The sequence below is a fragment of the Muricauda sp. SCSIO 65647 genome, assembly GCF_021534965.1.
GTDB lineage: Bacteria > Bacteroidota > Bacteroidia > Flavobacteriales > Flavobacteriaceae > Flagellimonas_A.
This window is the reverse complement of the sequence record NZ_CP091037.1, coordinates 3,480,598-3,500,334: the sequence shown is the minus strand read 5'-3', so window position 1 is coordinate 3,500,334 and position 19,737 is coordinate 3,480,598. Positions and strand designations below refer to the sequence as shown.

General features: G+C 43.5%; 18 protein-coding genes. 3 read left to right on the top strand and 15 right to left on the bottom strand.

Annotation, left to right across the window (positions count from 1 at the left end):
* Positions 1 to 13: 13 nt before the first annotated feature.
* Entirely contained in the window at positions 14 to 922 is a 909-nt protein-coding gene (locus tag L0P89_RS15530) for a helix-turn-helix domain-containing protein (protein ID WP_235266029.1), read from the top strand.
* A gap of 44 nt (positions 923 to 966) precedes the next feature.
* Here the strand turns inward: L0P89_RS15530 and L0P89_RS15525 are convergent, their stop codons facing one another.
* The 8 genes from L0P89_RS15525 to L0P89_RS15490 all read right to left on the bottom strand — a co-directional run bounded on the left by L0P89_RS15525 (position 967) and on the right by L0P89_RS15490 (position 11,044).
* The gene (locus L0P89_RS15525; RefSeq protein WP_235266028.1) at positions 967 to 1,692 is read right to left on the bottom strand and encodes a glutamine amidotransferase; all 726 of its coding nucleotides are present in this window, start codon (positions 1,690 to 1,692) and stop codon (positions 967 to 969) included.
* 68 nt (positions 1,693 to 1,760) lie between these two features.
* Positions 1,761 to 2,378 carry a hypothetical protein gene (locus L0P89_RS15520; protein ID WP_235266027.1) on the bottom strand — a complete coding sequence of 206 codons (618 nt, stop codon included), beginning with the start codon at positions 2,376 to 2,378 and terminating at the stop codon, positions 1,761 to 1,763.
* Positions 2,379 to 2,489: 111 nt separating this feature from the next.
* The gene (locus tag L0P89_RS15515; RefSeq protein WP_235266026.1) at positions 2,490 to 4,598 is read right to left on the bottom strand and encodes a translation factor GTPase family protein; all 2,109 of its coding nucleotides are present in this window, start codon (positions 4,596 to 4,598) and stop codon (positions 2,490 to 2,492) included.
* Positions 4,599 to 4,921: 323 nt separating this feature from the next.
* Positions 4,922 to 5,782 (bottom strand): MORN repeat-containing protein, encoded by an 861-nt coding sequence (locus tag L0P89_RS15510; RefSeq protein ID WP_235266025.1) that lies wholly within the window; start codon positions 5,780 to 5,782, stop codon positions 4,922 to 4,924.
* A gap of 34 nt (positions 5,783 to 5,816) precedes the next feature.
* Entirely contained in the window at positions 5,817 to 6,638 is an 822-nt protein-coding gene (locus L0P89_RS15505; protein WP_235266024.1) for a DUF2490 domain-containing protein, read from the bottom strand.
* Between the two features lie 3 nt (positions 6,639 to 6,641).
* Positions 6,642 to 8,603: a hypothetical protein gene (locus L0P89_RS15500; RefSeq protein WP_235266023.1), complete on the bottom strand. Its 1,962-nt coding sequence runs from the start codon at positions 8,601 to 8,603 to the stop codon at positions 6,642 to 6,644.
* A gap of 149 nt (positions 8,604 to 8,752) precedes the next feature.
* A complete protein-coding gene (locus tag L0P89_RS15495) occupies positions 8,753 to 9,820 on the bottom strand; it encodes a bile acid:sodium symporter family protein (RefSeq protein WP_235266022.1) in 1,068 nt (355 codons plus the stop codon).
* 27 nt (positions 9,821 to 9,847) lie between these two features.
* Complete coding sequence (locus L0P89_RS15490; protein ID WP_235266021.1) at positions 9,848 to 11,044, bottom strand: sorbosone dehydrogenase family protein; 1,197 nt, start codon at positions 11,042 to 11,044, stop codon at positions 9,848 to 9,850.
* A gap of 193 nt (positions 11,045 to 11,237) precedes the next feature.
* Here L0P89_RS15490 and L0P89_RS15485 point away from each other — a divergent pair, with 193 nt between their 5' ends.
* Positions 11,238 to 11,612: a DUF2784 family protein gene (locus L0P89_RS15485; protein ID WP_235266020.1), complete on the top strand. Its 375-nt coding sequence runs from the start codon at positions 11,238 to 11,240 to the stop codon at positions 11,610 to 11,612.
* A 52-nt stretch (positions 11,613 to 11,664) separates the two neighbouring features.
* On the opposite strand, the gene L0P89_RS15480 is transcribed toward L0P89_RS15485, so the two are convergent.
* Complete coding sequence (locus L0P89_RS15480) at positions 11,665 to 12,228, bottom strand: DUF4251 domain-containing protein (RefSeq protein ID WP_235266019.1); 564 nt, start codon at positions 12,226 to 12,228, stop codon at positions 11,665 to 11,667.
* Positions 12,229 to 12,583: 355 nt separating this feature from the next.
* Between L0P89_RS15480 and L0P89_RS15475 the strand changes: the two genes are divergently transcribed.
* Entirely contained in the window at positions 12,584 to 13,357 is a 774-nt protein-coding gene (locus tag L0P89_RS15475) for a hypothetical protein (protein WP_235266018.1), read from the top strand.
* Between the two features lie 78 nt (positions 13,358 to 13,435).
* On the opposite strand, the gene L0P89_RS15470 is transcribed toward L0P89_RS15475, so the two are convergent.
* From L0P89_RS15470 to L0P89_RS15445, 6 genes are all read right to left on the bottom strand, one after another.
* Positions 13,436 to 14,230 carry a hypothetical protein gene (locus L0P89_RS15470; protein ID WP_235266017.1) on the bottom strand — a complete coding sequence of 265 codons (795 nt, stop codon included), beginning with the start codon at positions 14,228 to 14,230 and terminating at the stop codon, positions 13,436 to 13,438.
* Between the two features lie 175 nt (positions 14,231 to 14,405).
* Positions 14,406 to 15,071, bottom strand: coding sequence for a hypothetical protein (locus tag L0P89_RS15465; protein WP_235266016.1), 666 nt, complete (start codon positions 15,069 to 15,071; stop codon positions 14,406 to 14,408).
* A 171-nt stretch (positions 15,072 to 15,242) separates the two neighbouring features.
* The gene (locus L0P89_RS15460) at positions 15,243 to 16,898 is read right to left on the bottom strand and encodes an N-acyl-D-amino-acid deacylase family protein (protein ID WP_235266015.1); all 1,656 of its coding nucleotides are present in this window, start codon (positions 16,896 to 16,898) and stop codon (positions 15,243 to 15,245) included.
* Positions 16,899 to 16,937: 39 nt separating this feature from the next.
* Complete coding sequence (locus L0P89_RS15455; protein WP_235266014.1) at positions 16,938 to 17,696, bottom strand: LytR/AlgR family response regulator transcription factor; 759 nt, start codon at positions 17,694 to 17,696, stop codon at positions 16,938 to 16,940.
* Entirely contained in the window at positions 17,677 to 18,711 is a 1,035-nt protein-coding gene (locus tag L0P89_RS15450; protein WP_235266013.1) for a histidine kinase, read from the bottom strand. The genes L0P89_RS15455 and L0P89_RS15450 overlap by 20 nt, the downstream gene beginning before the upstream one ends.
* Positions 18,708 to 19,703: a sensor histidine kinase gene (locus L0P89_RS15445; protein ID WP_235266012.1), complete on the bottom strand. Its 996-nt coding sequence runs from the start codon at positions 19,701 to 19,703 to the stop codon at positions 18,708 to 18,710. Before L0P89_RS15445 ends, L0P89_RS15450 begins: the two co-directional genes overlap by 4 nt.
* Positions 19,704 to 19,737 lie beyond the last annotated feature (34 nt).

Genomic DNA, 19,737 nt, shown 5'->3' with positions numbered 1-19,737 from the left:
CAAATCTAAACGGATGCAAGAAATAGTGCATATAGAGAGCATTTCAGATATGCATGATGTCTTCGGACTGACCAAGCCCAAGCATCCGTTGGTCTCGGTCATTCGATTTAAAGATACCGACATCAGGCCAGAATATCATCACGTACGTTGCTCGTTTGGCATGTACTGTATCACCCAAAAGAACGAAACCGAGGGCAGTATGGGGTATGGTCGTAGTTCTTACGATTTTCAAGAGGGTTCAATGGTATTCATTAAACCAGGGCAGGTGCTCAGCTATGATGGGCATAAATCTACCGCTGAAGATCCCGGTTGGGCCCTGCTGTTCCATCCCGATCTAATCAGAAAATCTGAATTGGGCAGCACCATTGACAACTATTCGTTTTTCTCTTACGACATCACGGAGGCCCTGCACCTTTCTGACGAGGAAAAACAGACGCTCAATGGACTGGTGGCCAAAATAGAAAAAGAATACCAACAGAACATCGATCGCCACAGTCAGAAATTGATCAATGCCAATATTGAATTGTTGTTGGATTACTGTACGCGGTACTACGACCGCCAATTTTATACCCGAACCAACCTCAACAAAGATGTTCTTACAAAATTTGAGCATTTGCTGAAAGAGTATTACGCCAACGAAAACCAATTGAACGGTGGCATTCCCTCGGTTGATTTTTGCGGGGAAGAACTACATATGTCGCCTAAATATTTGAGCGATCTCTTGAAAAAGGAAACAGGTAAAAGTGCCAAGGCCCATATCGATGATTTTCTGATGAACAAGGCCAAAAACCGTTTGTTGCGCTCAACGGAATCGGTAAGCGAAATAGCCTATGGCCTGGGTTATGAATATTCACAGCATTTTTCCAAAATCTTTAAGGCCAAAACAGGAATGAGCCCTAGTGAGTATAGAAGCCTGAATTGATAAAACACTTTGGCAAGAAGCAGCACAAGTTAGGCTACCGCTAGCTATTTATAGCGTTGCACAAAACGCCAGAGTATTTCTTTGGGTACCGGGGCCTGGGCTTGTCGAACGGCCTTGATCAAGCCATCGGCTTCTTCGGGTGCGAAATAACCGTGGTTTTTATAGGTCTTTATACGAAGAACAAATTCGTCGGCATCTGCCTCGGGGTGAAATTGCACGGCATAAATGTTCTTCTTGACCCTGAACATTTGAACGGGACAAGGTTGTGATAAAACCAAAAGCACCGTACCGGGCGGCACATCATCACAGGCCTCTTTATGGCCCACCAACGCAGAAAATGTTCTTGGTAAGCCCTTCAGAAGTGGATCTTTCATTCCTTCTTTGGTCACCGTGACCTCAACACTGCCGATGGGCTCATTATACTTTTTTGATATCACGGCCCCACAATAGTTGCCCAAAAGTCCATTGCCCGAGCAAGCGCCCAAGAATGGAAAATCTGCCGGAACTACTTGATCGAACAGTCGAATATAGAAAGCTTCGATGTCTTTTTGGGCTTGGCCCTTGTTTTCTTCTACGGCACTTACATCAAAGGGGCTTCCACCGGCAATGATAGCCGAATAATCATTGATATCAATAGTGGGAATACCTTGTTCTAACCGAATGCGGTGTACTTCATCTTGGGTCAATCTACCCACGCGCAATATCGCCTCGAACTCACTGTCTGCCGCCTCATCTTCGGGCCGCATTTGCAAAATGAGTATTTTTTTCATTGAACTCCGTTTAGCCAATTGGTCAAAATTCCATAAAAATCATACCCCATATTTGACAAAAGGGATTTTTATTGTTGCGCCAGCGATTTGACATGTGCGTACACCTGTACCCCATTTATTACGGTTTCTACGGTAGTATTGAGCATTTTTATACCTTTTACATCATTGACCTTACCTTCTGGCGATATAGCAATGATGTTATAGAACAGCAGGTTTTTGGTAATCGCCCGTAAGTGAACGACATTGCCAGATTTGCTCACTCCCTTGACATCAAGTATTTCCCCCTCTTCGGTCACGGCCTTAATGGCTATAAGATAACCGTCGTTGTCAATGGCCTTTACAGGATAAAAGCGATCATCTTTCTTTACTATCAGTTTAATGGGCAATTGTTCACCGTTCACAATGGCCTTCACGTTCAGAACACTGGTATCATCAGAGTCTTGAATGGCCTTGACATCGTGCATGTTGCCTTCTTTGTCAATGGCCTTGATATCGATAAGCTTTGCCTGGGGCCGAAAGGCTTTGACATCCCAATAGGTCAAAATCTGATCTTCGGTTTCGGGTTTCTGAAATGCTGATTCAATTTCATTCTTTATCTGTGCACCTACACTGGTAAGCCCTAGAATGAAAAGAGCCAGGGTATTGATCATAATTGAACGGTAATAAATCGTTTTGTTGGCTTTCATCTGTCAAGTTTTTGCGTTCAGAATATATTGATGACCCGGTACATTTAATATGACAAAAATCATCTTCTATGCCTTCAGCATACTATAGAAAACCAACCAACCCCCTATTTGCTATTCTTTTTGCTGCACCAAATTTTGCTGAATACTATCAGGAACCGCTTCAAAAGAGGAAAACACCGAATTAAAAGTGGCCTTACCTTGTGTCAATGAGCGCAAGTCGGTAGAATAACCGTACAACTCTGCTTCGGGTGTTGCGCACTTCAAAATCTGATAGTGGTCACTGCTGTCGATACCCAAAATAACGGAACGTCTTGATTGTAGATCGGTCATCACATTGCCGATCATTTCTTCGGGCACCTTTACGGTCAACTCTCGAATCGGTTCAAGTAATTTGGGTTTGGCGTTTAAAAATGCTGCTTTGAAAGCATGTGCCCCTGCAATCTTGAAAGCGATATCGTTCGAGTCTACTGAATGCATCTTGCCGTCGTAGACCATGACCCTAACATCCCTGATGTAAGAGCCCGTAAGGGGTCCTGACTCCATCACCTCAAGAATCCCTTTTTTTATAGAGGGCAAATAACGAAGATCGATCACCCCACCGACGATGCAATTGTAAAAAATCAGTTTTCCGCCCCATGCGAGCTCTACCTCCTCTTTGCCACGAATGTTGAATCCCTCGGGTTCGGCCATGCCCTCGTACCATGGCTCGATCTTCATGTGCACCTGTGCGAACTGGCCTGCGCCACCTGATTGTTTCTTATGGCGGTAATTGGCCGTTGAAGTGCGCTTTATGGTTTCCCTGTAAGCGATTTTTGGTTGTATGAACGCTGCTTTTATGCCGTATATATTTTCCAATGTCCAGCTGATGGTCGCCAAATGTAGCTCGCCTTGGCAGCCCAAGATTTGTTGTTTCAATTCTTTGGAATAAGAAACGACCACCGTAGGGTCTTGGCTATGTATCTTTTTTAGGGCATCGCTCAACTTCTCGTCTTCATTCTTATTTACCGCCGATATCGATTTTTTTGTTCTCGGTTCTGGGTAAGCAATAGGTTTGATCGTTACCTTGTTGTTTTCTGCATGTAGGGTATCGTTGGTCTCGGTATATTTCAATTTTAGGGTTGCCCCGATATCACCCACGACCAGTTTAGAGACCGACTCTCTTTTTTTACCGTCCATGATGAACAATTGGTTCAAGGTCTCGGTCTCACCGGTTCTTGAATTGACCAATTTATCATTGGCTTTGATCACACCCGATTTCACCTTAAAAAAAGTGATCTGGCCCACATTGGGCAAGTGTACCGTTTTAAAGACAAACAAGACCGTTGGGGCCTCGTTGGTGCGCACAATGGTCTTGTCTTCAACGCTCTGTTCAGGCTTCAAATCTGCCGCCGCCGGGGCCACGTTATCGATGAAGCCCATAAGCCTTCCACTGCCCATATCGTTCAATGCCGATACACAGAAAACGGGAAAAAGTTCATGGTTGAGCATACCTGCCTTGATACCTTGCCGCATTTCGTCTTCTGATAGGGTACCTTTTTCAAAAAACAATTCCATCAGTTCTTCATCATTTTCGGCCGCTTTTTCCACCAATTCATTGTGCAAATGGTCTGCCAGTTCTTTTTGATCGTCGGGAATAGGGAATTTTTCTGGCTTTCCGCCCTGTGGAGAAAACTTGTACATCTTCATTTTCAGCACATCGATGATACATTGCGCACCATCAACCTTTAAGGGGTATTGAATCTTGACGGCGTTATTGCCCACCAAAGCTTTAATGCTGTTGAAGCTATGTTCAAAATCGGCATTCATATGGTCTATCTGATTCACCACAAACAAGGTAGGTTTGTTATAGTTGTCGATATGGCTCCAAATAATCTCGGTGCCTATCTCGACCCCATGACGTGCATTAATGACCGTAACAATGGTATCGGCCACCCGAATGGAAGAAAGTATCTCACCGATAAAGTCATCGAGGCCCGGGGTATCTATGATATTTATTTTGTAATTGCGCCATTCGGTGTGCAGTGGCGTAGCAAAAACCGAGGTGCCCCTTTGATGTTCAATTTCGTGATAGTCAGATACCGTATTTCCATTTTCGACACTACCACGTCTATTGATTAGACCGGCCTCAAAGAGCATGGTCTCGGCCAAAGTGGTCTTGCCGCTGTTGTGGGCGCCCACAAATACTATGTTCTTTATATGTTTGTCATCATACACTTTCATACGTCCAATGGTTTTTTGTTAATCGAATTTTCTTTGGTAAAGGCGTAAAAGTAGCAGTCCATATCTTCTTAAAACATGACTTTTTACCATCTTACAATTTAACCTAAAATGTAATCCTTGCAAAAAAATATTTCCCTAAGGTGTATAACAGTGCGGTATAAGATAGGGAAAGCGCTAACTAGAAACCGTGAGGTAACCGTATCGAATTGAATATGGGGAGAAATGAAACCCTTGTTCTATGGGTATGGAGTGTCTGCCCAAAAAGGCCGGTCACATCAAAAAGAAACTTGTGGCCCGTGATATTATATGTGCGGTTTTAACGGTTATAGCTTATCGGCCTGGACCAATTCGTCGTCTTCCCAAACACCGCTGGCCACCACATCACCCTCTTTTCCATAGAAAATACCTTCGCCGGTACGTTCGTCTCCCTTCCAAAGGCCGACAAACCTTTCGCCATTGGCCCAAAAATAGGTGCCTTGGCCATTTCTTTTGTCGTTTTGGTACTCGCCTTCATAGCGTTCACCGTCTTTCCAATAAAAAGTTCCATTTCCATGACGTTGGTTGTCTTTCCATTGGCCTTCATAACGACTGCCGGTATTAAAAAGGGCCACACCGTAACCATTGGCCTTACCATTCTTTACTTGGCCCACATAATGCATTTGGCTGCCCTTGGCATTGGTAAAGGTCAAATACTCGCCAAAAGATTTCTGCTTCAACTGTCGTTTCATGCGCACCAGCTGTACCTTGGTCTTTTCAAGAGCAAAACTCAATGAGTCATATTGTTGCAGTTCTTTGGGCCTGATCGTTGCCAGTGCCTGTAATGAGTCAAGCTCTTTTAGCCGTTCAAGTTTTGCGTAATCTTGATGGGGCTTTGTTGCGGTCAGTCTCGTCAATTTTTCGGTCAGTGAAATGCGCAGTCGCAGTTCTTTACTCGTGCTTTTATCGTTCAATTGCGCGCGATATGCCTTGAGTGCCCCGGGGTAATCGTCGCCATCTACCAACATCGAGTCAATGTGCAGCAGCGCTTGCCGTGCTTCGATGTAACTTTCCAGTTCTTGTTGGTGTGCTTGAGCTTCCCGTAGTTCTTTTTTTAGGTTTTCGGACTTAAAAAAATAGAAGCTGGCCATCCCTAGGAAAAATGCCAAAAATAGAAAGGTAGCCTTGGTCAGATGTGGTTTCTTCATGATTGAAATCGCGTAACTCTGTCTGATATACGTATCAATCGGTAAAATGGATCGCAGGTAGCTTATTTTTTACCTTTCGAATATCAGGCGAGAAATAGACATGAAAGCGCATGGTCCAATTTTGTTTGAATACCCCGGCATTTTCCAAAGTCTGGCCTTGAGAATACATGAGGCCCCCGGCCACTTTCAGCCTTGGGTTTATAATATACCCCAAAGTAGTGGTTATACGAAGGTCTTCCATGACGCTGCCCACTACGGCCTTACCACTCTGCATGATCAGTTCCGCTTCTGGTGAGACATAGAGCGTGCCAGGTTCCAACTTGTTGCTGTTCAAGGGCACCTTGACACGAAACATATAACGCCAACGGTTTCTGAAAATATATTCACTATTTTCTTCAAACCCTTGGCTCCATCGGTGTTCAATACGAAGGCGATGGTAAATCATGGCGCTATAAACAGGTTGCGCAAACTGGTATTGATGCCAGATTCGCCATTCGGGCACAACATTTCGATCGTCTGAATCTTCGTTGGTATTAAAGTTGACCCGCAACACGCCACCGAGGCTGAAATTGATGTATTTTGAATAAATGTAGCCTATGGCATGACGGTTATAAACCTGCCCTATCTGTCCTATAAATGGTGTGTTCTCGGTCTCTTCGAAACGAAAATGGGTCTGTGCATCCCAATAGAGTCGATTTGAAATTCGTATGATACCATACGTATTGTACCATATTCTGGTCTTTGGATCCTTGAATTCCGATTCTTCTGGAAGTACTTCCCCCTCTTGAGCCATTGAGGTAAGGCCCAAACCTAAAACAGTCAATACCAAAAAAAACGTGCTAAAGCGATGCCCCATGTTCTAATGTTCTTCGGTTGTAGATGGTATATTGAACAGTTGTATGATGATCTCGGGATTTTTTTCTCTCTTGAGTTTACGTTCTAATTTTGAGGTTTCCTCGTTACGTAGTTCCAATATGCGCTGATATGAATTTTCAAAAAGGAGATGTAATTCTCTTGCATTATCACAGCTTACCGCTGTTTGTACCCGATTCAAAAAATCTGGGACCAGTATGTCTCGATAAGCAGCGGTAATGCGCTTTTTTACATCTTCGTTCATTATGGTCGCCGTAAAAGGATTCCAAACCGCATCTGAATAGACCTCTTGAATGGTCTCATTGCGCATGGGCAGGGCCGTTATTGATTTCGCCAGGTCGTTCAAAGCCGTTAGACAACTGATTAAATTTTGTGCGAAAACCAATTTGGCATCTGTTGCTTCTATTTGTGAATAGTTGGCCAATTCATCTTCAGCACGTTTTTTAATGGCGACCAATGCTTCTGATGACGGTTTGGCAATCTTATCCTGTACTGAATCAACTTGTTTGCCCAATGAATCGGCCTGGGCGATCATCTGCTTTTCCAAAGCGATAAAGGTTTGTTGCCGCTTTTCATTGGCCAATTTATCTTTAAGTGTGCTCGCTATGGACTCTAGACTCAGATAAGCGTACTGGGCAAGCTTATGAACAGATTCCAACCCCTTGTAATCATCGAAATCAAGATCTGTGCCTTCTGGCCCCGTGTAGGTTCGTTTTTCACCAGTCGTATTTATTTCAACCTCAATGGTCGCCGAAGGTTTTCCTACAGGCCACAACCCCGCCAGCAATTCATCGCGGGCTGCAAACTCAAGAACACCTTGCCTGCGATATTCAACCAATTGTTTCAATGGCATCAGAAACTCTTCAGAAATCGTCTTGACCACCTCATACTTAAAGTCAACTTCATCGTCAGAACGTTTCAAAATGTTCAACTGCGGATCGTTCAGCAATGACCGAGTGATCGCCTCTGATTTTTTGAACCAGTTCACTATGGAATCCAATCGGGCTGTTTCCAAAGAGTCTAGGGGAAAGTATGGTGCCGTTACTTTAAGTTGTGGCACAAAAGATGACTTGCCCAGTTCGGAAAGAATAGTATCTATTTGTTGATAATTCTCTGTATTCTCGTTGAGCAACCGAGACATTCCTCCAACAAAACCATTACTATTCTCTCGTTTTAGCCGTAGTTGTACCAGCGCAATAAAGCGTGCGTCTAAAGTGACGGCCTTGGACTGGTCTGACCCCCCATCGTAAATCGCAATGGTCTCGACCTGACCATCGGTCTCCATCTCTATTTTTGCCAAGCGACCCTCAATAAAATGCCAATTTTCTGAAGTATTCGCATCCATTTTTGAATAGAGGGTCCATACATCATGGGCGAATCCGTTTCGCAAGAACCGACCGACCAAGGTACTGCTGTCATTTTCTATGCGAAAACTCTTTTGGGGCACCCCATCCTCAAAAGAAAATACACTTCGGAACCGGGTTTTGTCCAAAGCGGAGTTTTTTATCTGGTTGACCATAAAAATCCATTGACCATCAGGTCTCCCCTTTCTTATGATCCCATAGGCTTCACGCTTGACACCGTTCACGTTTACGCGATATTGCCCATCGACTATCCTAGTCTCGCCATCAGATCGGTATTTGCCCAGTTCAAAACGCCAAAACCCTTCAGGGTAACCCTTCTCAAAAGCCCCATCAAAGAAAAAGGCGTAATCGGCCCCTTCCAAAAGGGAATCCAAATCTGATCGTTGCATGGTGAACTTGCCGTTCAAGAGGGTATCACCATCGACCAAATTATATTCAAAGCTGGCATCTCCCTTGTAAATGCCCGCCTTGTAAGGGCCTTCATAGTTCAGGTTCTGCCCACGTAAAACCGCTGTGGAGGATATGAGCGTACATAACACAAAAAGCTGCTTGACAAGTAGATATGATGTTACAGTTCGAAACATGCGGCAAAAAAACTAAATTTTGTCTATACCTTTTACGGATTTTGGAGATAATTGGACGTTCTAACGGAAAAAAAATCCGTGATACTTTTAAGTTGGTGTTTTTAAAGTACCCAAAAGTTCCACATTATTTCACTGGATGATCTTAGGGATTACTTTTTGTCCCTCCACCAAGTGGCCAACGACGACCCCGATATGTTCATCCAAGGTCCGAAAACCGCGGAGGCCAATCCCATGGTCGCTAACTTACCCATTTCTAAAGCGATGCCAGATGCCAACCCAGCATTTTGCATGCCCACCTCAAAGGCCACGGTTCGGGCAGATTTTTCATCCAACCCGGTCAATCTGCTGCCCCAATAGCCCAGAAAATATCCAGCAGTATTGTGCAGTACCACTGCCACAATGAGCATCAACCCGATTTGCAATAATGAATCTCGCCCCGCAGCGGTAATGATGGTGATGATAATGGCAATGCCAGCCATCGAGATTTTGGGCATGGCCTTGTCTAACCAAGAAAAACGGCCATGGGCATACCTGTTGAAAATTAGCCCTGCAATGATCGGCAATATCACAATCTTCAAGATGCTCCAAAGCATTCCCAAAAAATCTATGGGTACCAACTGGTCTGCCAATAGTTTCATCAAAAAGGGGGTCATAATGGGGGCCAATAATGTGGCCACGGCCGTTAGCGTCAATGACAGGGCCAAATTGGCACCGGAAATATAGGCCATCACATTAGAGGCCAAGCCACTGGGCGAACATCCGACCAAAATGATTCCTGCGGCAATTTCAGGTGGCAACCCGGTAAGGTAGGCCAATCCGAGGCCAATAAAGGGCATGATGGTAAACTGGCATATGATACCGATGAGCACCCCTTTGGGCATTTTCACCACCCCGACAAAATCTTTGAGACTCATTGCCGTACCCATACCAAACATGATGATGATCAACAAGGGAACAATCAACTTTTTCAGACTAAAGCCCCTTATTTGAAGAAAGAGGTTTGGATAGAACAGTGAGGCTGCCACTGCCGCAAATATCAAAATCGTGAACGAAAAGCCCCTTAATTTTTTGACTCCTTGAAAACCCAACGCAAGACTGAGAAAAAACAATATTACCCAAAGACCTGTTGTTTGGGTATGGCCGAACGATAGAGTGGTGATGATCACAATGGCCAAGAATACACTGATGATCAAGGCAACCTTGCTATATATTTTCACAGTATTGATATTTTGATGGGATTTTAGTTATTGGGCATTGCCCTCTGCCATGTTCGCATAACTGACCCGATAAATGGCATCTCCATAATCATCTGAAATCAACATGGACCCATCTTTCAAAAATAGCATATCCACGGGGCGGCCAAATTGTTCTTGTGTTTCGTCATCGAGCCAACCATCGATAAAAGTGGAGTACGATACGGCCTCATTGCCTTGCAACGCCACCAAGGCAATTCTATAGCCTACCTTTTTGGAACGGTTCCATGAACCATGTTCTGCAATGAACGCATATTTTTTGTACTCCTCAGGAAACATATCTCCTCTATAAAACTTGACTGCGAGGGGCGCCACATGGGCACCGAGATTCTGAGCGGGTGGTTCAAATTCTGAACAGGGCCTTTGGTCACCAAATTCTGGGTCTTTGATAGAATCACCGTGGCAAAAAGGATAACCAAAATGTTGCCCCATCTCACTGGCACGGTTCAATTCGCAAGGGGGTATATCATCACCCATCATATCGCGGCCATTGTCTGTAAACCAAAGCTCGTGGGTCTCAGGATGCCAAGTGAACCCTACTGTGTTTCTAACGCCATGGGCATAGATTTCACGATTGCTGCCATCGGCATTCATTCGGGTAATGGCCGCATATCGTTTATCTGAAACCGTGCTGTCACAGATGTTGCAAGGGGCACCCACCGGTACATATAATTTATCATCGGGGCCAAAGGCTATATATTTCCAACCGTGGTGATATTCTGTGGGGTAATCATCGTAAATAACCTCGGGTTCCGGTAAGCTGTCCAATTGTGATTCTATGTCATCATATTTTAAAAGTCTGTTCACTTCAGCCACGTATAGGGATCCGTTTCGAAAAGCGACACCATTGGGCATTTGCATGGCGGTATCAAGCACGATGGTTTTGTCAACCCTGTAGTCGCCATCGGTATCTTGCAAGGCATAGAGCTTGTTGGCCCTTCTTGTGCCCACGAAAAGGGTACCTTTATCTCCCAATGCCATCGACCGTGCATCATCTATGCCTTCAGCAAAGATTTCAATTCTAAAGCCTTCGGGAAGATTAAGTCGGTCTATCGGTAAACTGGATATAGTTTTTTGGGTCTCTTCTTTCTGGGGCGCTGATTCGGTCTTTACTTTTTGTTTACATGAAATAGAAATAACCGCTAGGGTAAGACAGATAACGCCAATACTAAAGTAGGGTCGCTTCATTGTAGTTGTTTGCTGGCTAAAATACAATGATTCAAGAAGAGTGCAGGGGAAAATCGGAAAAGAAAAAATCTAAACATCGTTGGGCCATGAGCTTTGAATGGTAACTGTACATTACTTCATTTATTTTTTGGTCTTTTTGCATATACCGCATTAATAGATTGTTGTTTACTTTTAAAAGAGATTTCAATTCTACATGAAAGACTTGTTCTTGCACCTTGCCAACTATTTTTTTTACATTTTCCACACAGCACTTATTCTGTTCAACCTTTTCGGGTGGCTTCACCCAAAGACACGCAGGCTGAACCTGATCACTTTGTCGATCACATTTGGGTCATGGTTTTTATTGGGCATCTGGTTTGGTTGGGGTTATTGTTTTTTGACCGACTGGCACTATGAAATTCTTGAAAAATTGGGTGAACGCGATCTGCCATCGAGTTACATTGCCTTTCTTGTACAAAAAGTCACGGGCTGGTTACCTGAAAATGGCCTAATAAATTCCCTAACCATAGCATTGGCCCTTTTGGCCTTATGCTGTTCACTATGGTCGAATTGGATTTCCCGCAAATAGAAGAGATGGAATATAGGACTTGCATCAACTTCTCAAAGCTATCGGTGAAAGATCACAGTTCTTCTTCCATAAACTTTGAAACCTTGCCCTTATACCTGATCGGAAAGCGCTGGTTGCTATTGATATTCACGTTCGCGCTCAAGTTTGGGAAGACCAATATATAAACCTGATACACTTCGGCGCTTTCTTCGGCTTCCATGTCAAAACTGATCTCATAACTATTTTTTTTCTCGTTTTTGACCATTTCCATCTCATCAACGATTCCTTCAAAGTGAATGCCCGTGTTTCTTGGTGCATAGCTTCCACCCATTTGTCGTTCACCAAAATAGGGCAAATAGACCGAGGCACTATCACCTTGAATCTTGATGTAATTGTTATTGCCGTTAAGATTGATTTGATTGACAGTGCTTCCCGGCGGCAACAACAGTGCACTATTGATTTGGCTTAAACTGTTTGTGACCAAAGGCATCGCCCATTCTGCCTCGAATCTAAAAGCCCTGCTTTGCGCCAAATCCTCAAGTTGTTGCATTTCTTCCGTTGAAACCTTTGATGTGGTCGCACAGCTTGCCATCAGCACCAAAAACAGTGATGACATCAAAACATGAAGTGTTTTCATACGCCTTATTTACTTTTCCTTAAGGTACATAACAGCCATGACGAACACAAAGAGTTTAACTTTTTTTGATGATTTTACATAAGAATTCTTCCGAACGGGCGCGGTCATATTTTCGTATGGCCATAAGTGGGTTCGCCAAGCACTTCCACTGATGAAATGTTATTCTTGCATCTTGAAAAAGTGGCACATGCTTGGGCATAACATCACTTGTGAATTGGCACCGTAAGCCTTTTCCGTCAAAATTCTCCTATCTTTGAATACGTTAAACAATTGGTTCCCTACTGGACAATTGGTTGATGGAAATGCGCTCTCAGAATTGATTGATATAGAAGTTTACAAGTAATCCCTACATAAAATGAAAAAGTCAATTTGTTCTTTAACCCTATTCCTTTTTGTATGCATGATGGCCCATTCACAAATAGACGCAAATTCCGTGATGGGTATTCCCTCAGACGATTTAGCGAATATAACGGCCATTACCAATGCCCAGGAAGGGGCCATTGCATATGCCACTGATACTGGGCAAATCTATGTTTTCAGCAATAGCACGTGGGTATCGCTTGAAGCTACCAGCACCTTGGAAGATAACGGCAATGGCTCTTATACCTATACCGATGAGACGGGTACCGAGACTGATATCATGACGACCATCAGCTCAACAACTATAGATGTTGACCAGTCTTTTATGGCAAAGGCAAGCGTCTCAGGAGATTCAAACCAACCCAATACCATTTTGACCTTGACGACTTTGCGAACGGACACAGGTTGGAGTATAAATTCAAATAGAGCTACCTTCAACGATACCGCAGACTATGTTGAAATTGATGCCATGGCCTATATGGACCAACCTCAAAGCGGCACTTATGCCCGTATCAATCCCGTACTTGAGTTGTTGAAAAATGGCACTGTGGTCGCTCGTAGCGCCTCAGGCTATCAGCGGCATGCCACATCACATCGTTCTAGTAGCAATACCATATCATATATCGATCATAATCCCTCGTCAGGCGATGAATACTATTTACGGGCCCAACAGGGATCTTCACAAAACGATGTCTTGAACATAGATTTAGGCCATTTTGACCTGATAGCGGTAAAAAAGGTTACTGTGCTGCAATCAGTGACCAATTAAATCAATGATTCACCGGTGTGAAACGCATAAAAAAATGCCCCGAAACGGGGCATTTTTGTTTTGCACAGCGCAATAAAACTACAGCGTGAACTCTTCTTCTGTTCCGTCGGGATAGATAACGGTTGCCTTGTCATCACAAGTACCATCGCCAAAATCGACAGTTACCGCTAAGCCATTTTTGCCCAAGGTCATGCTGCCTTTGCTTAAATATTCGCATGAAAAACTAATTTCCAATGGAGTCACGGTTTCGACCATGTAGGTATTTCCATCGGCTTGAACCGTCCATTCTCCTGCCAAGGTGAAGCCAAAATCTTCAAAATTTTCACCAAAAGTGAAGGTCATTGTTTTCGTTCCACTCTCAGAAATGATGCTTTCATCCTCCATTTCCAATGTAATATTACTGGTTATTTCGAATGACAATTCACTTTCCTCGCCATTGCCATTGATTTCAAAGGTTCTGGTGCCGTTGACCTTGATGTTTCCTACATAAAAATCAGTATAAGTAGCCGTGAAACCTGCCGATTCTCCACTTGCCATATAAGCTACCGTCAAGGTTCCATTGACATTATCGGTACCGTTCAACACACAATTGTTAAAAGTGGCGGTAAAACCATTCTCGGTATATTCAGCACTGTAACACTCGTCATTCTTAGCGGTACCTTTGTTGGAATTGCCATTATCTTGGAACAATTCTGCCAGTACATTGTCAGCAGCACCGGCCGCTTGATCTGTTTCCAATACGGTTTTAAGTTCTGCCTCTGTAATCGACACATCGGTGGGGACATCTTCGGCATCATCGCTACAGGCAACGACCATGGCAGCCATAGCGGTAAATATCATTGCTTTTTTGAAAAAGTCATGGAATTTTTTCACTTTTTTTGTTTTTGGGGTTTATGGTTCAATAACGTTTGGAAACCATCATTATTATAGATCAATCCCCATAAACTGAAGTCACTGATGACCTCGATTACCTACTATAAACTGGCAAAGATTTTTTTTCACTAAAATACGGCGGGGCAAAGTGGTCGATCGCTGTTGTACATAAAGATCACCGACATTGAACTTTGTTGCGAGCAAAGGCGTATTCTGTGTTGCCTACCCTATACTTTCCTTTGTAGAGTGCTGCTTCGTCAATCGGATTCACCACTTTATGACCATCGGTGAACAATAGGGTAATTACGGGTTTTCCTTGAACCATGTCAATCGTCCAAGTACCATGGTTTTTTACCTTTGAGGCCCCATGGGCATTGCCATAATCACTTTCAACACTGAATCCGCCATCATGGTTATAACTGAATCTGCCATCATGGCAAAAATTATAGAAGGTCAATGAGCTTGCCCTAGAATCATTCAGATAAGAGGTACGTTGATAGATGGCCAATTGCCCCCCTGCTATGTAGTCGTGAAGTTGTTGCTGCTTGTTCGAGTATTCTTTCTTGTTGCCGGCAGTCTGTTCTTCGGTTTGTTGGGCACCTTCTTTAAAATATGGGGTCAGGTCTACCAAATCCAGCTCATGTTCGTTTGAAGTCTTGTAATAGATATAGTTCAGGTTTTGTGCTTGAATGCTTATTCCGCCCTCAAAAGATTTGCCAGAAAAATTGAAATTTCCGGTATCGGTAAAAACCACCCCGTCCAGTATGTTTTGGTCACTTTTGGCTTTTACGGCATACATGCCATCAGCTAAAATCAAGAGTCCGTGAATTTCCGAATCCATGGGCTTCAGTTTCAATGTTGCCGCCCCATTTTGTTCAATGAAGGTTCCATGAAACCCATTTTGGGCGATTGCGGGTGTTGTTAAAAAAAATGGGGCTACAGCAAACAACATCTTGCTGCACAAAAACTTGAAAGCATGCATTTTTGGGGCGTATTTGTTTTTGTATTGAAGTTACGGTTTATCATTTTTCTTTTCAATATAACCCGGACCTTTAACAAACCTTCCGGGAGTTGCCCCGGTATGTTCGCCATCTTTCAGCACGTGGCCACCATTGACAAATACGTGTACAACGCCCTCTGCATATTGATGGGGATCGGTGAAAGTAGCCTTATCGTTCACTTTCTTGGGGTCAAAAACCACAATATCGGCAAAATAGCCTTCCGCCAACCTACCGCGATCTATCAATTTCAAATTTTCTGCGGGAAGGGAGGTCATTCGGCGAATGCCTTCCTCTAAAGAAATCACGCCTTCATCACGGGCGAACTTACCAAGTACCCTAATGAAGGATCCATATGCCCGCGGATGTGTGCTCTGCTTGACAAATACCCCTTCATTGGTATACGAACCGGCATCTGAACAAATACTGACCCAAGGCTGGGCGAGCTTTTTCTTGATATTGTCTTCTGACATGGAAAAATAAACCACTTGAATGCGACTGCCGTCCTCAACGATCAAATCGACCAAGGTTTCCTCTACTGACTTACCCAATTCTTGTGCTACTTCAGGAAGGTATTTGCCGATATATTTCCTCAATTTCCCTGTTCTAAATCCCACCAACAGAATGGTTTCCGGAGCATTTCTAAATTCCAGTTCCCCAATGGCTTTTTTTCGATTGGCAGGGTCGGCCAGCCGTTCCAACATAGCGGCAATGCCCCCTTCCCTGGCCCAATCGGGCAATTGTACGTGCAAGCCTGTAGAACTGGCATTGTAGGTATAGATGTCAGCGGTAATATCAAGCCCGGCGTTACGGGCAGAATCAATCTTTTCAATGGCCACATCGAGTTTGTTCCAATTGTGCTTTGCAGAAGCTTTTAAATGGTACACCTCGGCCCTGACATCGGCTTCTTTGCCAATATGAATCAATTCATCAAGGCTTTCAAGCAATTGGTCACCTTCATTGCGAATGTGTGAAATATACATTCCATTATGTTCGCCGGACACCTTTGCCAGTTCGATCAATTCTTCGGTACTGGCATACATACTCGGGGCATATAAGAGTGAACTACTGATGCCCACAGCCCCTTCTTCCATCGCCTGGGCGGTCAATTGCTTCATCTTTTCGAGTTCTTCAGCAGTGGCAGGGCGATTTTCATAACCGATAACGTGCCTGCGCAAAGTGCCGTTGCCAACGAACGAGGTCACATTGGTCGATACGCCTTTGTCCTCTAGATATTGCAGGTATTCGCCCAAGGTCATCCATGGAACATCAAACTTTATATCGCCCTGGTTATTCAACATTTCTTGTTTCATATCGGCGCTCAATGGCCCCATCGATCGACCCTCGCCCATTACTTCTAAGGTTACGCCCTGTCGAATATCGCTTTGAGAGCGGCCATCTTCCAGAAGAGAAACATTTGCCCAACTGAGCATGTTGATGAAGCCAGGTGCAACGGCCAATCCGTTTACGTCGACCACCTCGGTACCTGAAAGTGCACCGGTTTCGGCAATCGTGGCAATAGTATCGCCATTGATGCCTATGTCAGCGGAAAAGGGACTACCTCCATTACCGTCATAAATGATTCCGTTTTTGAGCACTATATCGTATTGAACTTCTGGTTGGCAAGAGGCCAATAAAACAAACACGGCCAAAATCGCTGTCATTCTCATGATGTGTATTTTGGTTTAAGGTATTAATTTCTAAAACAATTAGCCACCGGCAAACCACTTTTTAAAGTCGCCCACCTTTTCACGGCTGACAACGATTTCCCCGTCCATTCTGTGTTTTAAAATGAGTTTCAGTCTACGATTCGAGTACACGGTCACATCATTAATGGCATTTAGGGCGACGATGAAACTTCTGTTTACGCGAAAAAAATGTTTTGGATCCAACAACTCTTTTAGGGCCTCAAGCTTGTATTCGATGAGATATTCTTTTCCTTCAGAAGTGAACAACGAGACATCTCTACCCTCTGCTTGAAAGGCAATGATATCATTTACGGGTATAGAGCGGATATGATTCCCGATACTGACCAAAAAACGGTCTTTGTACGACTTGTTTGATAGTTTTTCTATCGTGGCGGCGACCTCTTGCGGTCTGGAAAATTGTTGTTGCAGCCTTTTTAGCTTTTTCAAAGCCTTTGAAAGGTCTGTGAAAGTGATAGGTTTCAAGAGATAATCAATACTGTTCACCTTAAAGGCATCGACAGCAAATTCATCAAAAGCTGTCGTGAAAATCACCGGTTTGTCGATTTCTTCATGGGAAAAGATCTCAAAGCTCAACCCATCGCTGAGCTGTACATCCATAAAAAACAAATCGACTTCATTTTTGTTCTTTGCTACCCATGGAATAGCTGACTTCAATGAGTCAAGTGTACAGAGAACCTCTATCTCTTCATTGAACTTTTGAAGATAACGCTGAAGTTTTTCTGCAGCCAGGGGCTCGTCTTCAATGATGGCTACTTTCATGGTAGTTCAGTTTTGGCAGTGCAATGGTTTTTATTTGGTCGACATGATGAAGCCTTACTTTTGAATCGGTATAAAATGAATAGCTTCTCTCAATATCGGCAAAATGTTCTTCGGAAAGGGTCATCTGTAAACGCTCTTCTGGTCGATATTTCAATAGAATATCATTTTCATCTTCGGCTATGGCCAGTTCAAGTCGCCCATTTTCAGAGGGGATATTGCTTCTGACAATGTGTTCGGTCAAGGTCAAAAAACTCGCCGGCACCACCCAATTTTCAGATGAAACCGTTTTCTTCAAGACTATTTTTCGATGGGGCAAGTGGTTGAGAAGGGCCACCAATTCATCCAAAATCTTGAGTTCTTCGGTGAAAGGCACCAATTCTATATTGCCTCTTGACAAAATATATCGATATACCGCGGAAAAGTGATCTGAAAGCTGCTCGGCCCTATTGGGTTCTTTCTTCATCAACACAAGCATCGCTTCCAGGCTCTCGAAAAGCAAGTCAGGATTAATTCCCTTTTTGAACCTTATGAAGTCTTCCTCGATCTGATTTTTGGCATCGACTTCTTTTTTAAGTTTTTCGGTATTGATGCGATAGAGAAAATAATGACCGAAGTAAAGTACCACATATACCAGGGCTATACACGAAAAGAGGGCGTTGAAAACGTAAAGTTCCATAAGATTAGGGGTGTACAGCAGTACAAGCTTGAAATAAAGAAACATCGCTGTCGAAACCAAGAATATGGTTGCCCCCACCGAAACCAAAATTTGAATGGCCGCCCTCAGCAAGAATGATTTGACCGCATTCATCTTTTTGAAAAGCAAGAGTGATAGCCTGACCAGCTCTTGTATCAAATATGCAAGACCGATACAGACATACAGTTCTTGCCCCAAAAAGGTTTCCCTGAGCTGTTCAATGTTATTGTGGATCAATAAAATCAATAGATAGACCAAGGTGCCGCTAAAAAGAGGACTCAGCAAGCGAAATAGAGGGTGGTGTATAAATAACCTTCTCATATCAGAATCGGCAGTTTGACCGTAAAATGTTCTTTATCAAAAACCTCGATTCCATTTTGGTTCAATAGTCGATATCGAGATGCAATGTTCTTTAATCCTATCTTGGTAGACCGAAGCTGTTGTTTGGGCCTGGTCTTGTTGTTCTTCACCTGAATGTGATTTTTATCCGCATCGATTTTTACAGACAACGAATGATTACTGTCCATAACATTGTGCTTGAGCGCATTCTCTACCAAAATTTGCAGGGTCAAAGGGGGAATCTTGCTTTTACGAACACTTTCTGATAAGTCGACCTGCAGTTCAAACCCCTCTGCAAAGCGTGTTTTCATAAGTTGGGCATAGGCTTCAACAAATTGAAGCTCATCACCTACCGTCACCAAGCTTGCACGATGGTTTTTCAATACGTAATCATAAGACTTGGCCAAAGCCCTTATGAACAACTCGGCCTTGACAACGTCTTTTTGAAATAATGATGAGAGCGAATTAATGCTATTGAAAAGAAAATGGGGGCTCAATTGCGATTTCAAGGTTGTCAACTGCAGCTCTGCCTGTCTGCGTTCCAATTTCAACTCCATCAGTTGTCCGGCGGCATAATGGTTATAGGAGTAAAAAGCGAAATAGAAAATGTTGTAAACCAATGAAACGCAGAAGAGCAGAATGCCGATCTTGATCAATAGTTTTTGAAAATCGAATGTTCCCATCGGTGATTTCATGATAGCCATATAGAGCCAAATAGAAAGAAAGACCAGAAAAAAAGAAAGGAGCAAATCAAAGATCAATCCGACAAAAAGACGAAGGCCAGGGTGTTTTCGCCAAGGCCAGAGGCGGTTTAAAAATGAATTGCTATAGAAAATGGCATAACCGATCAAAATACCCAAAACGCCGCTCAAGTAGTGCTCTAAGAGTATTTCGTCGGTATTGAAACTCAAAAAACCATGAAGTGAAATGCCAAGAAGAAATCCTACGGTGGCAATTGCAAGATGTTTCCACATGTTTGGTCGGTATAAATCTGGCCATTCCATAACA